The organism is Paenibacillus sp. FSL R10-2199 (assembly GCF_038000235.1).
GTDB classification, from domain to species: domain Bacteria; phylum Bacillota; class Bacilli; order Paenibacillales; family Paenibacillaceae; genus Paenibacillus_AQ; species Paenibacillus_AQ phytohabitans.
In genome coordinates this window covers 176,651-190,516 of the sequence record NZ_JBBOBO010000001.1, presented here as the reverse complement: position 1 = coordinate 190,516, position 13,866 = coordinate 176,651, and the positions used below count along the sequence as shown (strand labels likewise).

At 49.6% G+C, this 13,866-nt stretch carries 8 protein-coding genes, 3 rRNA genes and 2 riboswitches; of the genes, 9 read left to right on the top strand and 2 right to left on the bottom strand.

Annotation, left to right across the window (positions count from 1 at the left end):
• The first annotated feature begins 57 nt into the window (after positions 1–57).
• From NYE33_RS00780 to NYE33_RS00745, 8 genes are all read left to right on the top strand, one after another.
• Positions 58–711, top strand: coding sequence for a class D sortase (locus tag NYE33_RS00780; protein WP_042133377.1), 654 nt, complete (start codon positions 58–60; stop codon positions 709–711).
• 127 nt (positions 712–838) lie between these two features.
• A riboswitch (cyclic di-GMP riboswitch) is annotated at positions 839–919 on the top strand.
• 73 nt (positions 920–992) lie between these two features.
• Positions 993–1,073: riboswitch (cyclic di-GMP riboswitch) on the top strand.
• A 32-nt stretch (positions 1,074–1,105) separates the two neighbouring features.
• Complete coding sequence (locus NYE33_RS00775) at positions 1,106–1,897, top strand: transglutaminase-like domain-containing protein (protein ID WP_246354543.1); 792 nt, start codon at positions 1,106–1,108, stop codon at positions 1,895–1,897.
• A 364-nt stretch (positions 1,898–2,261) separates the two neighbouring features.
• Positions 2,262–3,819, top strand: a 16S ribosomal RNA gene (locus NYE33_RS00770).
• 250 nt (positions 3,820–4,069) lie between these two features.
• Positions 4,070–6,998, top strand: a 23S ribosomal RNA gene (locus tag NYE33_RS00765).
• Between the two features lie 126 nt (positions 6,999–7,124).
• Positions 7,125–7,241 (top strand): 5S ribosomal RNA (gene rrf, locus NYE33_RS00760).
• The 16S, 23S and 5S rRNA genes sit together here, the layout of an rRNA operon.
• 203 nt (positions 7,242–7,444) lie before the next feature.
• Positions 7,445–8,263, top strand: a complete 819-nt coding sequence (locus NYE33_RS00755; protein WP_341064427.1) for an acyl-[acyl-carrier-protein] thioesterase — start codon at positions 7,445–7,447, stop codon at positions 8,261–8,263.
• Positions 8,264–8,359: 96 nt separating this feature from the next.
• Positions 8,360–9,007 carry an RNA polymerase sigma factor gene (locus NYE33_RS00750; RefSeq protein ID WP_231575392.1) on the top strand — a complete coding sequence of 216 codons (648 nt, stop codon included), beginning with the start codon at positions 8,360–8,362 and terminating at the stop codon, positions 9,005–9,007.
• The gene (locus tag NYE33_RS00745) at positions 8,982–10,118 is read left to right on the top strand and encodes a DUF4179 domain-containing protein (RefSeq protein WP_341064425.1); all 1,137 of its coding nucleotides are present in this window, start codon (positions 8,982–8,984) and stop codon (positions 10,116–10,118) included. Before NYE33_RS00750 ends, NYE33_RS00745 begins: the two co-directional genes overlap by 26 nt.
• 76 nt (positions 10,119–10,194) lie before the next feature.
• Here the strand turns inward: NYE33_RS00745 and NYE33_RS00740 are convergent, their stop codons facing one another.
• Both NYE33_RS00740 and tsaA read right to left on the bottom strand, forming a co-directional pair.
• Positions 10,195–11,100, bottom strand: a complete 906-nt coding sequence (locus NYE33_RS00740; RefSeq protein ID WP_341064423.1) for an AraC family transcriptional regulator — start codon at positions 11,098–11,100, stop codon at positions 10,195–10,197.
• Positions 11,101–11,121: 21 nt separating this feature from the next.
• Positions 11,122–11,571, bottom strand: a complete 450-nt coding sequence (gene tsaA, locus NYE33_RS00735; protein ID WP_341064421.1) for a tRNA (N6-threonylcarbamoyladenosine(37)-N6)-methyltransferase TrmO — start codon at positions 11,569–11,571, stop codon at positions 11,122–11,124.
• 127 nt (positions 11,572–11,698) lie between these two features.
• Here tsaA and NYE33_RS00730 point away from each other — a divergent pair, with 127 nt between their 5' ends.
• Positions 11,699–13,840, top strand: coding sequence for a DNA topoisomerase III (locus NYE33_RS00730; protein ID WP_341064418.1), 2,142 nt, complete (start codon positions 11,699–11,701; stop codon positions 13,838–13,840).
• Positions 13,841–13,866 lie beyond the last annotated feature (26 nt).

The following is a 13,866-nucleotide window of genomic DNA, read 5'->3' as shown; positions in this document are numbered from 1 at the left end:
TGCTTCTTAATTATTCCGGAAGGGTAACATCTATTCTATATTACGGAGGCGATTGTCATGCGGAAATTATCCTATTTGATTATACTTGCCGGGGTGCTTATTATGCTCTATCCCAAAGGAAGCGAATGGTACAATGACCGTCAGCAGCAAAAGCTGCTGGAAGAGGCTGAACAGGCCTACAGTGAAATCGTTCCGTCTGCGTCAGCTCCGGCCAGTGCTGATCTAAGTAAGCCTTACGCGGAAGTAACCCAGCTGCTGGCGGATGAGTCGGCTGCGGAAGAGCCAGAACCCTCTGCTGCGCCTGAGATTGAAGTCGGAGGCAAGGTGATGGCAATCATCGAAATCGACAAAATAGATCTGAAGCTGCCTGTCCTGGAAGGCGCCACCAAGGCGAATATGAAGCATGCTGCTGCGCATATGAAGGAGACGGCTCCGCTTGGCTCTGCTGGGAATGCTGCAATTGCAGCGCATAGATCAAGAACTACGGGAAGGCTATTCAACAGATTGAATGAAGTTGGAGTCGGGGACACTATTTCCGTTACAACCGGCAAGCAGGCATACAATTATGTAGTTTATGATGTGACTATTGTGGAACCAACCGATGTATCCGTATTGAAAGGGAATAAGGATGACAAGATTCTAACACTCATTACTTGTGATCCGCTGGTGAATCCAACGCATAGACTTATCATTCACGCAAAGTTATCGTGATGTTTGTAGAATAATGACGGAAAAACTTAAAATACTTAAAATTTTTATTTGTTTTCGCGGAAATCTAGTGATTTAGGTCTTGATAATAGAAATAGATATGGTAAGATATAACTATACAAAGCTAATACACGATAAACGGCAAACCTATCGAAAGGTAGGGACGCAAAGCTAGAGGGCCTTCCCGTAAGGATGGCAGCCAGCTACCGAATGAAGAGGCTTTTTTTGTTTGTTCTTATTGTGAATCTAGCATTTTATGGTAGAAGCAAGGACAGATAAAGCTTATACGATAACGGCAAACCTATCGAAAGGTAGGGACGCAAAGCTAAAGGGCCTTCCCGTAAGGATGGCAGCCAGCTACCGAAAGGGGTTTTATCCAATGAAGAAGTTCTATTTAATGTTGGTTACACTATTCGTAGTGGTTACGTCGGTGCAGACAGGTACAGCTCAAGCTGCTAATGCAGATGCAAGCTGGTTGAACATAGGTCAACTTGATCAGGGTGTTATCGGAGTTTCTTATAATGTTCCTAAGGATAAGAAGATTAAGCTGATGATCACCAAAGATAATAACAGCTACACCTACAACTTATACACTTCCAAACCAACTGAAACATTCCCGCTTCAACAAGGTAACGGTTCATACAAGGTTTCCGTACTTGAGAACACTACCGGCAACAAATACAAAGTAATCTCTTCCGAGACGGTAGATCTTAGCCTGAGCAACGCCAACGCCGTATATCTGAGCTCCGTACAGAATGTTAAATGGAGTTCTTCCGATAAAGCAGTTCTGAAAGCAACACAGCTTACACAAGGTTTGACATCAGATGAAGACAAAGTGAAGGCTATCTATAATTATATCGTAGCCAATGTGAAATATGATTATTCCCTGGCTTCCAGTGTTACTACAGATTACATCCCTAACAACGACAGCACCTTGGCTACCAAGAAGGGGATCTGCTACGATTACGCTTCCTTGTTCGCTACTATGCTTCGCAGTGAAGGCATTCCTACCAAACTGGTTATGGGTAACACAAGTTATGTGACTTCTTACCACGCTTGGAATGAAGTGTTCCTTAATGGCAAATGGGTAACTATTGATACTACAGTTGATGCTGGACTTGCCAAGAACAGCAAAACAGCAGATCTGGTTAAAGTAGCAAGTAAATATACTGCAGCTAAGTTCTACTAAGAGCACAGATGCATTCATAGTTTCATTGAGGATAACCCGCTTAGTAATTAAGCGGGTTATTTTTATTTTGGAAAAGGTTGCTTTTTGGTAGAGAGATAGGGTATTATAAATAAGCGTTGTTGGAGCGGCAAACTTAATAAGAAATGGCTTAAATAAGTGATTTCAAAATAAAGCTTGCATTACTCGAATGAACGTGATATATTATAAGAGTTGCTGGTGACGCGATGAGCGGCGCTAACGACGAGCTTGATCTTTGAAAACTGAACAACGAGTGAGTATCGGAAATCACGAAAGTGACTTCCAAAAAAGAGAATGAAAATTCTCGTCAGATGTTTCAAAATGAGCAATCGCTCTTTCTAAATACAATTTGGAGAGTTTGATCCTGGCTCAGGACGAACGCTGGCGGCATGCCTAATACATGCAAGTCGAGCGGAGTTTGAATGGAAGCTTGCTTCCATTCATGCTTAGCGGCGGACGGGTGAGTAACACGTAGGCAACCTGCCCTCAAGACTGGGATAACTACCGGAAACGGTAGCTAATACCGGATAATTTCTTTCCTCTCCTGAAGAGAGAATGAAAGGCGGAGCAATCTGCCACTTGGGGATGGGCCTGCGGCGCATTAGCTAGTTGGTGGGGTAACGGCTCACCAAGGCGACGATGCGTAGCCGACCTGAGAGGGTGAACGGCCACACTGGGACTGAGACACGGCCCAGACTCCTACGGGAGGCAGCAGTAGGGAATCTTCCGCAATGGGCGAAAGCCTGACGGAGCAATGCCGCGTGAGTGATGAAGGTTTTCGGATCGTAAAGCTCTGTTGCCAGGGAAGAACGTCCGGTAGAGTAACTGCTACCGGAGTGACGGTACCTGAGAAGAAAGCCCCGGCTAACTACGTGCCAGCAGCCGCGGTAATACGTAGGGGGCAAGCGTTGTCCGGAATTATTGGGCGTAAAGCGCGCGCAGGCGGTCATTTAAGTCTGGTGTTTAAACCTTGGGCTCAACCTGGGGTCGCACTGGAAACTGGGTGACTTGAGTACAGAAGAGGAAAGTGGAATTCCACGTGTAGCGGTGAAATGCGTAGATATGTGGAGGAACACCAGTGGCGAAGGCGACTTTCTGGGCTGTAACTGACGCTGAGGCGCGAAAGCGTGGGGAGCAAACAGGATTAGATACCCTGGTAGTCCACGCCGTAAACGATGAGTGCTAGGTGTTAGGGGTTTCGATACCCTTGGTGCCGAAGTTAACACAGTAAGCACTCCGCCTGGGGAGTACGGTCGCAAGACTGAAACTCAAAGGAATTGACGGGGACCCGCACAAGCAGTGGAGTATGTGGTTTAATTCGAAGCAACGCGAAGAACCTTACCAGGTCTTGACATCCCGATGAAAGCATTAGAGATAGTGCCCCTCTTCGGAGCATCGGAGACAGGTGGTGCATGGTTGTCGTCAGCTCGTGTCGTGAGATGTTGGGTTAAGTCCCGCAACGAGCGCAACCCTTGACTTTAGTTGCCAGCAGGTAAGGCTGGGCACTCTAGAGTGACTGCCGGTGACAAACCGGAGGAAGGTGGGGATGACGTCAAATCATCATGCCCCTTATGACCTGGGCTACACACGTACTACAATGGCCGGTACAACGGGAAGCGAAACCGCGAGGTGGAGCCAATCCCAGCAAAGCCGGTCTCAGTTCGGATTGCAGGCTGCAACTCGCCTGCATGAAGTCGGAATTGCTAGTAATCGCGGATCAGCATGCCGCGGTGAATACGTTCCCGGGTCTTGTACACACCGCCCGTCACACCACGAGAGTTTACAACACCCGAAGTCGGTGGGGTAACCCGCAAGGGAGCCAGCCGCCGAAGGTGGGGTAGATGATTGGGGTGAAGTCGTAACAAGGTAGCCGTATCGGAAGGTGCGGCTGGATCACCTCCTTTCTATGGAGAATCGTCACCTGCAACGGTGACATTCAAATCGGAAGCTAAAGCTTCCACAACGAACCTTAGGGTTCAAACACTCACTCGTTGGTCAGTTTTGAGAGCTCAAACTCTCATCTTTAAACTTGATCCTTGAAAACTGGATACCGAAACGAATTTGCGTTTTAGAACATCTTTTAGCTGGAACTTGTGTAAGCAAGTTGAAATAGTTATTAGTTGCTACAGCGATTTTCCTAACGGAAAACGCATTGGTTAAGCTAATAAGAGCACACGGAGGATGCCTAGGCGCCAGGAGCCGACGAAGGACGTGGCGAACAACGAAACTGCCTCGGGGAGCTGTAAGCAAGCTTTGATCCGGGGGTGTCCGAATGGGGAAACCCAGCTGTGGTAATTCGCAGTTACTCGTATCTGAATACATAGGATACGCAGAGGCAGACCAGGGGAACTGAAACATCTAAGTACCCTGAGGAAGAGAAAACAATAGTGATTCCGTCAGTAGCGGCGAGCGAACGCGGAACAGCCTAAACCAAGGGGCTTGCCTCTTGGGGTTGTGGGACGTCTCACATGGAGTTACAAAGGAATATGGTAGGCGAAGAGGTCTGGAAAGGCCCGCGATAGAGGTAAAAGCCCTGTAGCCTAAACTGTGTTCTCTCCGAGACGGATCCCGAGTAGTGCGGGGCACGTGAAACCCCGTATGAATCCAGCAGGACCATCTGCTAAGGCTAAATACTACCTGGCGACCGATAGTGAAACAGTACCGTGAGGGAAAGGTGAAAAGCACCCCGGAAGGGGAGTGAAATAGAACCTGAAACCGTGTGCTTACAAAAAGTCAGAGCCCGATCTATGGGTGATGGCGTGCCTTTTGTAGAATGAACCGGCGAGTTACGTTTAACATGCAAGGTTAAGGTGAGAAGCCGGAGCCGCAGCGAAAGCGAGTCTGAATAGGGCGAATGAGTATGTGGACGTAGACCCGAAACCGTGTGATCTACCCCTGTCCAGGGTGAAGGTGCGGTAACACGCACTGGAGGCCCGAACCCACGCATGTTGAAAAATGCGGGGATGAGGTGGGGGTAGCGGAGAAATTCCAATCGAACTCGGAGATAGCTGGTTCTCCCCGAAATAGCTTTAGGGCTAGCCTCGGTGAATGGAGTGGTGGAGGTAGAGCACTGATTGGGTGCGGGGCCCGCAAGGGTTACCAAGCTCAGTCAAACTCCGAATGCCATTAACTTCTTGCCGGGAGTCAGACAGTGAGTGCTAAGATCCATTGTCAAAAGGGAAACAGCCCAGACCATCAGCTAAGGTCCCCAAGTGTGTGTTAAGTGGGAAAGGATGTGGAGTTGCACAGACAACCAGGATGTTGGCTTAGAAGCAGCCACCATTGAAAGAGTGCGTAATAGCTCACTGGTCGAGTGACTCTGCGCCGAAAATGTAACGGGGCTAAACACACCACCGAAGCTATGGCTAGATGCTCTGCATCTGGGGTAGGGGAGCGTTGTATGTAGGTTGAAGGTGTACCGTAAGGAGCGCTGGACAGCATACAAGTGAGAATGCCGGTATGAGTAACGAAAAGATCAGTGAGAATCTGATCCGCCGAAAGCCCAAGGTTTCCTGAGGAAGGCTCGTCCGCTCAGGGTAAGTCGGGACCTAAGGCGAGGCCGAAAGGCGTAGTCGAAGGACAACAGTTTGAAATTACTGTACCACCGTAATCCGCTATGAGCGATGGGGTGACGCAGGAGGGTAGTGACGCGGACTGATGGATATGTCCGTCTAAGCAGTGAGGCTGATGTGTAGGCAAATCCGCACATCACTAAGGCTGGGCTGTGATGGGGAGCGAAAATTGTAGTAGCGAAGGTCATGATCTCACACTGCCAAGAAAAGCCTCTAGCCAGGAGAAGGTGCCCGTACCGCAAACCGACACAGGTAGGCGAGAAGAGAATTCTAAGGCGCGCGGAAGAACTCTCGTTAAGGAACTCGGCAAAATGACCTCGTAACTTCGGGAGAAGAGGTGCCTCGGTAGGGTGAATAGCCCGAGGGGGCCGCAGTGAAAAGGCCCAAGCGACTGTTTAGCAAAAACACAGGTCTGTGCGAAGCCGCAAGGCGAAGTATACGGGCTGACGCCTGCCCGGTGCTGGAAGGTTAAGGGGAGTGGTTAGGAGCAATCCGAAGCTGTGAACCGAAGCCCCAGTAAACGGCGGCCGTAACTATAACGGTCCTAAGGTAGCGAAATTCCTTGTCAGGTAAATTCTGACCCGCACGAATGGCGTAACGACTTGGGCGCTGTCTCAACGAGAGATCCGGTGAAATTTTAATACCTGTGAAGATGCAGGTTACCCGCGACAAGACGGAAAGACCCCATGGAGCTTTACTGCAGCTTGATATTGAATTTGGGTACGATCTGTACAGGATAGGTGGGAGCCGGTGAGGCAGGAGCGCAAGCTTCTGCGGAGGCGCCGTTGGGATACCACCCTGATCGTATCTAGGTTCTAACCTAGTGCCCTAATCGGGTACGGGGACCGTGTCAGGCGGGCAGTTTGACTGGGGCGGTCGCCTCCTAAAGAGTAACGGAGGCGTTCAAAGGTTCCCTCAGAATGGTTGGAAATCATTCGCAGAGTGCAAAGGCATAAGGGAGCTTGACTGCGAGACCTACAAGTCGAGCAGGGACGAAAGTCGGACTTAGTGATCCGGTGGTACCGCATGGAAGGGCCATCGCTCAACGGATAAAAGCTACCCTGGGGATAACAGGCTTATCTCCCCCAAGAGTCCACATCGACGGGGAGGTTTGGCACCTCGATGTCGGCTCATCGCATCCTGGGGCTGAAGTAGGTCCCAAGGGTTGGGCTGTTCGCCCATTAAAGCGGTACGCGAGCTGGGTTCAGAACGTCGTGAGACAGTTCGGTCCCTATCTGTCGTGGGCGCAGGAAATTTGAGAGGAGCTGTCCTTAGTACGAGAGGACCGGGATGGACGTACCGCTGGTGCATCAGTTGTTCCGCCAGGAGCATGGCTGAGTAGCTACGTACGGACGGGATAAGCGCTGAAAGCATCTAAGCGTGAAGCCCCCCTCAAGATGAGATTTCCCAACTAGTAAGACCCCTTGAAGACGACGAGGTAGATAGGTTGGAGGTGGAAGTGCAGCAATGCATGGAGCTGACCAATACTAATCGGTCGAGGGCTTATCCAAATTCTTAGAGCGCAGATTCGTTTCGGATTCAGTTTTCAGGTGATCAAGCCTGTACGCCATGAAATTCATTCACACGTCCGTGATGAACCGAATTTCAAGCGGCAGCGTCTGTTTCACAGACGCATGTTTGGTGGCGATAGCGGAGGGGTTCCACGCGTACCCATCCCGAACACGACCGTTAAGCCCTCCAGCGCCGATGGTACTTGGACCGAAGGGTCCTGGGAGAGTAGGACGCCGCCAAGCACATGAAGCCATTGTTGAGTAATCGACAATGGCTTTTTTGTGTCCTTTAGAGAATAGTATTACAATTACTTAGGGCCCTATTTCTGGTACTGCTTGTGCATTTTGTGCATAGCTTGTGTATAATTCGGTGGTAAATAGAAAGAAATGAAAACTTATACACATGTGGATAGATTATATTTTTTAACAATTACTCCCCAATTCATGTGGATATCATATTAGATAATGTGGATACAACAGAGGGAATTGTGGATGAATGCGTAAAGGAGCGTAAAGTTATGGACAAGCACGGCAACCTTTTGTGGACAGAGGAATTTATGGTTCATGCAAGTGACACTGATTTTCGGTCAAGAGGCAAGCTCTCCTTTCTTCTTGATATTATGCAGCGTGCTGCGGATTCGGCTGTAAGCAGCCTGGGTCTAAGTATTGATACAATGCTTAATGCAAGAATGGGCTGGATGGTTATCACACTCGATCTGGATCTTCGACGTTTACCGTCGCCTAACGAGCTTCTTAATGTGCGTACCTGGAGTAAAGGAAACAAAGGAGCGCTCTGGCAGCGGGATTATCGGATTTTTGATAGTAATGCTGTAGAACTGGCGGCGGCACGCTCAATCTGGGCACTTGTGGATATGGATAAGCGAAAGATCCTTCGTCCTTCAGCCCTTCCCATTGCTGTAGAGCCTTATCTGGAGGATTCGGTAGGAAGCCTCCCGGACAAAGTAGTGATTCCCGCTGATCTTTCTCTGCAGGAAGCCTATCGCTATCAAGTAAGGTATAGCGGGCTCGATAACAACGGGCACCTTAACAATGCAAGGTATGTAGATTTATGCTGCGATGCGCTGACTTTGGAGGAATGGGAAGAGCTGGAGCTTACCGGTCTTCACATAACCTATGCGCAGGAAGCCCAGTATGGTGAGGAAATTAGCATTTTACGGTCTTCGCGGACTGAAGAAGGAATATATGTACGTGGCCAAGGCGGCGACAAGGTGTTTTTTGAAGCTTGTCTAAGGTTTGAGAGATAAACCTTTAACAACAACAGTCTTAAATGTAATATCTTCTTATGGCAGCCACTCTGTTTTCAGAGAACTGCCTTTTTTTCGTATCCGGCCCATTTCGTGATGTCACAAATAAGCAGTTGGCATTCGTTATACAGGTGTAAAAGGAAAATGGAGGTGATTCTTTTGGAGCAAGGCAACCCCGGGGGCCAAGTGAATCCAAAACGAATTGAAGAAGCAATTGATAAGGTGCGTGCAGGTGAAAAGCATGCTTTTACTTCAGTGATAACTGCATATGAACGGCAAATATATACATATTGCTATTATATTTTGAGGAGCCGTGAAGAAGCAGAGGATGCTGTGCAGGATATATTTGTGAAGGTGTATCAGGAGCTTGGGCGTTATGAGAAGCGTGTCTCTTTTTCAGCGTGGTTATATAAGGTAGCTTATCATCATTGCCTGGACCAGCTTCGCAGGAATAAGCGCCGCAACCGATTAATGTCACTTTATAAATTGCAGCTGGTACGGGAAGCTCCTGAGTCTCCAGACGATTCGCCTGTGGACAGAATATTCGGAGACCTAACTTCGGAGGAGCGCAGTTTGTTGATCCTGCGTGTCATTGAACAATACAGCTTCGAAGAAATTGCGCAAATTACCGGGAGAAGTTCAGCGGCGCTCCGCAAGAAGTATGAACGGCTCCGGAGAAAACTGATCCAGCAAAAAGCGAACGAAGGAGGATGCACTCGTGGAGAAGTGGCAGAATCAAACTGAGAAGCAAATGTTGGAGCAGATTCGCAGCAGCATCGGAAAGGTTCAATTCCCTGTGGACAGCTATAATGAGCAAATTATGAACCGTATTGAGCATATGGAGATAAAAAGAGGCGGTAAATTGTATAAAAAGACGTTAGCATCCGCATGTGTGGCCGTAATGATCGGGTTAGGTACAGTAACAGCAGGATTCATCTCCCCTGTGTGGGCCGATACATTGAGTCAATTCCCCGTATTCAGCAGTATATTCAAGCACATGGAGGACCCTGGTTTGAAATTGGCGGCGGAAAAGGGCCTGACTACTTCACCTAACATGAGCGTTACAAAGGATGGAGTTACATTAAGTGTTACAGAAGTATTTTATGACGGTACCCGTTTGGCTTTTGGATTTAAAAGAGAGGGAGTTATGGATGAACGGGTTCAGGCGCAAATTACTGATCATAAAACCCATGATTTTGATCAATCGACCAAAGGGATGGTGGGCTGGCCGGTCGTTACCCTGCCATCAGGGGAGCCTGTGAGCTTCGGCTCCGCTTCAACAGGTGACGTACATGGACAACCTCATACTCTTCTATTAGAGCTGAATAATCTGCGGAACACAGCAGCCTTAGGAGACGAATTCAAGGTGGATATCCAGGTGCCTGTTGCTCAGATCGCAGAGCCTTTCGAGTTCCAGGTAACGGTGAAGAAGCTAACGGAGGGGATAATCAACCTTACTCCGGATCAAGGTGCAAGCAGGGGCTCCTTCCATTATAGAGTCAAGAACCTCGACATCACACCTGTTACCATGAGGTTGATCATAACCAGTGAAGGAGAAGTGCCTGCCTCACCGGAGCAGACAGGAGAATACGCTCCAACTGAGGTATTCTATGAGCTTGTAGATGATGTTGGAAATGTTATCAATCCCGGGCAAATGGGATATGGGATGGGCAAAGCACTTCGGCATCCTATTCTGGATAATATATACGACGTCTTCCCGCAAAAACCAAAGACGGTTACGGTTAGACCGTATACTTGTACTTTTGATAGTGAATTCAATCTCTTGCTGGATGGTAATGGTGAAAGGTTAAAAACTTATTATAAAGAACTTGAGACCACTATAGTAATTCCTTAAATCAGAAAATTAGTTATGTGTAAAATGAACTGTATTCTTGTCCGCGTCTGCTCTGCAGAGGCGGACTTGTTTGTATTCAAAGCAAAGTTAAAGGAATGTAGATCTCACTTACCGAGTCCGGATTATCCGGGCCAAGATAACCTGCACCGTAATATTCAAATTCAAAAGTGAGGTTTAGGCGATAATCAGTTCCGGGCAGAAATACGCCATATATATATTTGTATGTAGCGGAGACTTCTGCTGAGGGACCTTTATGCAGAAATTTAAGATAACGCGCTGGTGGCAGGATGTGGACGGGAAGATTGCTATCTGCTTGTCCTCTGTTTGCCCGAAATGTAGTGCCGGATGGTAAAGGCGATGATGCGTTCAACTCACAGGCACAGAGAAAAGAGATGCCGCTATCCTCATAGTTATCCGGCCAATAACCAAGCTGATAATACCTCTCCGGAAGCTTACGGCAGGGAATAGAGGCGATACCGCTGAATAGCTGTTCCCAAGCTGCACCTATAATAGAAGGATCGTTGTTAACCGTAATAAACGGTCCCTGAAGTCTGATTTCCCCAAGCTCAATGATTTCCGGAGATCCGGTGTTGTGGACAGTCCAGTGCGGCAGATCCATTCCCCGTATAGGATGCAGCAGCAGAGGGATGTCCGGATTTGATTTTTGGCGGATACAGGTGGGAGTGGTATGGAGCAATCTTTTGAAGGCACGGGTGAAGGTCTCATAATCGTTAAAGGAATAATCCAGCGAAATATCCTGGAAGCTGCGGTCAGGCGTTCTCAGAATCTCACGTGCAGCCTCGGAAATTCGACGTCTTGCGATATAGTCGCCGGGTGTCAGCCCGGTAACCCCCTGGAACAGCCGGATAAAATGATAAAGCGAGTAACCGTTCACTCTGGATAGGGTCAGGACAGACAATGGTTGCTTCAGATTGGATTCAATGTACTCAATCGCTTGCAGAATAAGCTTGCAGTTAGTCATGAGCTCTCTCCTCGTACTAGTTTACTCTAGAGCCCACTCTCCCCAAGAGGACGCCCATACAGGGACTCTGACATGACGGACACGGTCGGTAGCAGGAAAATAGGCTTTGATATCGAGCACAGGCGTCCCCGGATAGGCATCCAGTCCGGTAACCTCAACAATTCCCTGTTCAACATCAACGGACACAATTTCGGCCACAGAAAGGCCAATAGGATTAGGGCGTACGGGAGAACGTGTGGCAAATACACCCGTTACCGGAGCCTCATATGGAGGCTCAATCTGCGTAGTACGCCGGAAGGCATCGTCTGCAAATTCATGAATCCACCAGAGAATCTGGCAGTGGCTGAAATCAGCCAGCCCCTTCAAGGCAGGTCTGTATTGCAGTTTAATCTCGAGACGCAGGTTGTGCTGTGATCCGGATACGGATACTACACCTACTGATATAACATTATACGGTTCTGTTGTGAGCATTGGCTGTGACTCCTTTCGGCTGGGGAATAATTCTAGTTTATCTGAAATGAAGCGAAATCAGCCTGATGATATTTGCGGTCTTTTATCCCGTGGTATAATAGGTTGTTGATATGGAGGGGAGAGAATTATGAAGGTACTGGTACTGGCGGAGAAGCCATCGGTTGCCCGGGAGATTGCCCGGGTGCTGGGCTGCGGAAATAAGCAAAAGAGCTATATGGAAGGTCCGAAATATGTGGTTACCTGGGCTCTGGGTCATCTGGTTGGCCTGGCTGAGCCTGAGGACTATAACAATAAATATGCTACCTGGGCATTGGAGGATTTGCCGATTCTTCCGGAGAAGGCCAAGCTGAAGGTGCTGCGGGAGACCAGCCAGCAATACAAAGCGGTACAGCAGCTGATGAAACGGCAGGATATTGAGGAACTGATCGTTGCGACGGATGCTGCGCGTGAGGGTGAGCTGCTGGCACGCTGGATCATGAATATGGCTGGCTGGAAGAAGCCGTTCAAGCGGCTGTGGATCTCCTCGCAGACGGATAAGGCGATTAAGGAAGGCTTCGCCGCGCTTCGTCCGGGCAAGGACTTCGACCGGTTGTATGAGTCTGCCCGCTGCCGTGCAGAGGCGGATTGGATGATCGGACTGAACATTACGCGCGCCTTAACCTGTAAGTTCGGTGCGCCGCTCTCGGCAGGACGTGTACAGACACCTACGCTTGGCATGATTATGGACCGGGAAAATGAAATTACGGGCTTCCGTTCCCAGGAATACGATCAGCTGACTGCCGATTTCGGCAATTTCCAGGCGGGATGGCGTGCGCAGGGCGGGGACGGGCGGATTTTTGATAGAGACAAGACGGGTATCCTGAAGGAGAAGCTGACCGGCCGCAGCGGACGGATTACCAAGGTGCACAAAAGCGAGAAAAGCGAACCCCATCCGCTGGCCTATGACCTGACGGAGCTGCAGCGGGATGCAAACCGTAAATTTGGCTTTTCGGCCAAACAAACCTCAAGCCTGCTGCAAAAGCTGTATGAACAGCATAAGCTGGTTACTTATCCGCGTACGGACAGCCGCTACCTGACTGCCGATATGACCGGTACGCTAAAAGAAAGATTGGACAGCGTAGCAGTCGGACCGTATGCGGCCCTCGCTAGACCGCTACTGCGCAAAACGCTGCTGGTTACGAAACGGATTGTTGACGACAGTAAGGTCAGTGACCATCACGCAATTATTCCAACAGAGCAGACGGTATTGCTTAATCTGTTAAGTGCAGAAGAACGGAAGCTGTATGATCTGATTGTACGGCGGTTCATCAGCCTGTTCTATCCACCGGCACGTTATGATGCAGTGGCTGTGACGGTGAGCGTGGAGGGAGAAACGTTCCAGGTTAAAGGCACTACGGTTAAGGACGCGGGCTGGCGCGAAGTCTATGGCGGGGATATGAGCTCGGATGAGGAGGATGAGAACGCGGGCGACGAGCCTGCAGCGGGCAGTGTGAAGCTGCCGGAACTGCGGGAGGGCGACAGCGTGAAAATTGAGCGCTGCATCATCAAGCCCGGCCGGACGCAGCCGCCGAAGCGTTATAATGAAGCTTCGCTGCTGACGCAGATGGAGAAGTACGGGCTGGGAACACCGGCAACCCGTGCGGATATCATCGAGAAGCTGGTCAGCTCGGATACGATTGAGCGGCAGGGTAATCTGCTGCATCCGACCGGCAAAGGCAAGCAGCTGATCGGACTGGTCTCAGGACAGCTGCGCACTCCGGAGCTTACGGCACGCTGGGAAGCGGAGCTGGAGAAGATCGCGCGCGGGCAAGGGCGTCCGGAGCCTTTTCTGCAGGGAATCCGTAATATGGCCCAGGAGCTGGTGTCCGGGGTAAAGAATAGCGGAGCGGAATACAAGCCGCATAATGTCTCTAACAGCCATTGTCCGGAATGCGGGACAAGAATGCTGGAGAAGAAGACCAAACGCGGCAAGCTGCTGGTCTGTCCCAAAGAGGACTGCGGCTATACCCGGGCAGGGGAGAAGCAGTTGTCGAACCGCCGCTGTCCGCAGTGCCATAAGAAGATGGAGCTTAAGGAAGGCAAGGCAGGGATGTATGTGCAGTGCCTCGGCTGCGGGATTACGGAGACGATGGATAAGGACCACAAGCATATCAACAAACGTGAACAGCAGAAGCTGGTCCAGCAGTACAGCAAGCCGGAAAGCGCCGGCGGCTCTAACCTTGGTGAATTGTTGAAGGCAGCGATGGAAGCCAAGCAGAAGGGGAAATAAAATAACCTAAAGTGTAAGGGCAACAG

Excerpts from the sequence above, each read along its gene's own strand:
- NYE33_RS00780 (WP_042133377.1), top strand. The coding sequence starts at position 58 with ATGCGGAAATTATCCTATTTGATTATACTTGCCGGGGTGCTTATTATG.
- NYE33_RS00730 (WP_341064418.1), top strand. The coding sequence starts at position 11,699 with ATGAAGGTACTGGTACTGGCGGAGAAGCCATCGGTTGCCCGGGAGATT.
- NYE33_RS00740 (WP_341064423.1), bottom strand. The coding sequence starts at position 11,100 with ATGACTAACTGCAAGCTTATTCTGCAAGCGATTGAGTACATTGAATCC.
- tsaA (WP_341064421.1), bottom strand. The coding sequence starts at position 11,571 with ATGCTCACAACAGAACCGTATAATGTTATATCAGTAGGTGTAGTATCC.
- NYE33_RS00750 (WP_231575392.1), top strand. The coding sequence starts at position 8,360 with ATGTCACAAATAAGCAGTTGGCATTCGTTATACAGGTGTAAAAGGAAA.
- NYE33_RS00775 (WP_246354543.1), top strand. The coding sequence starts at position 1,106 with ATGTTGGTTACACTATTCGTAGTGGTTACGTCGGTGCAGACAGGTACA.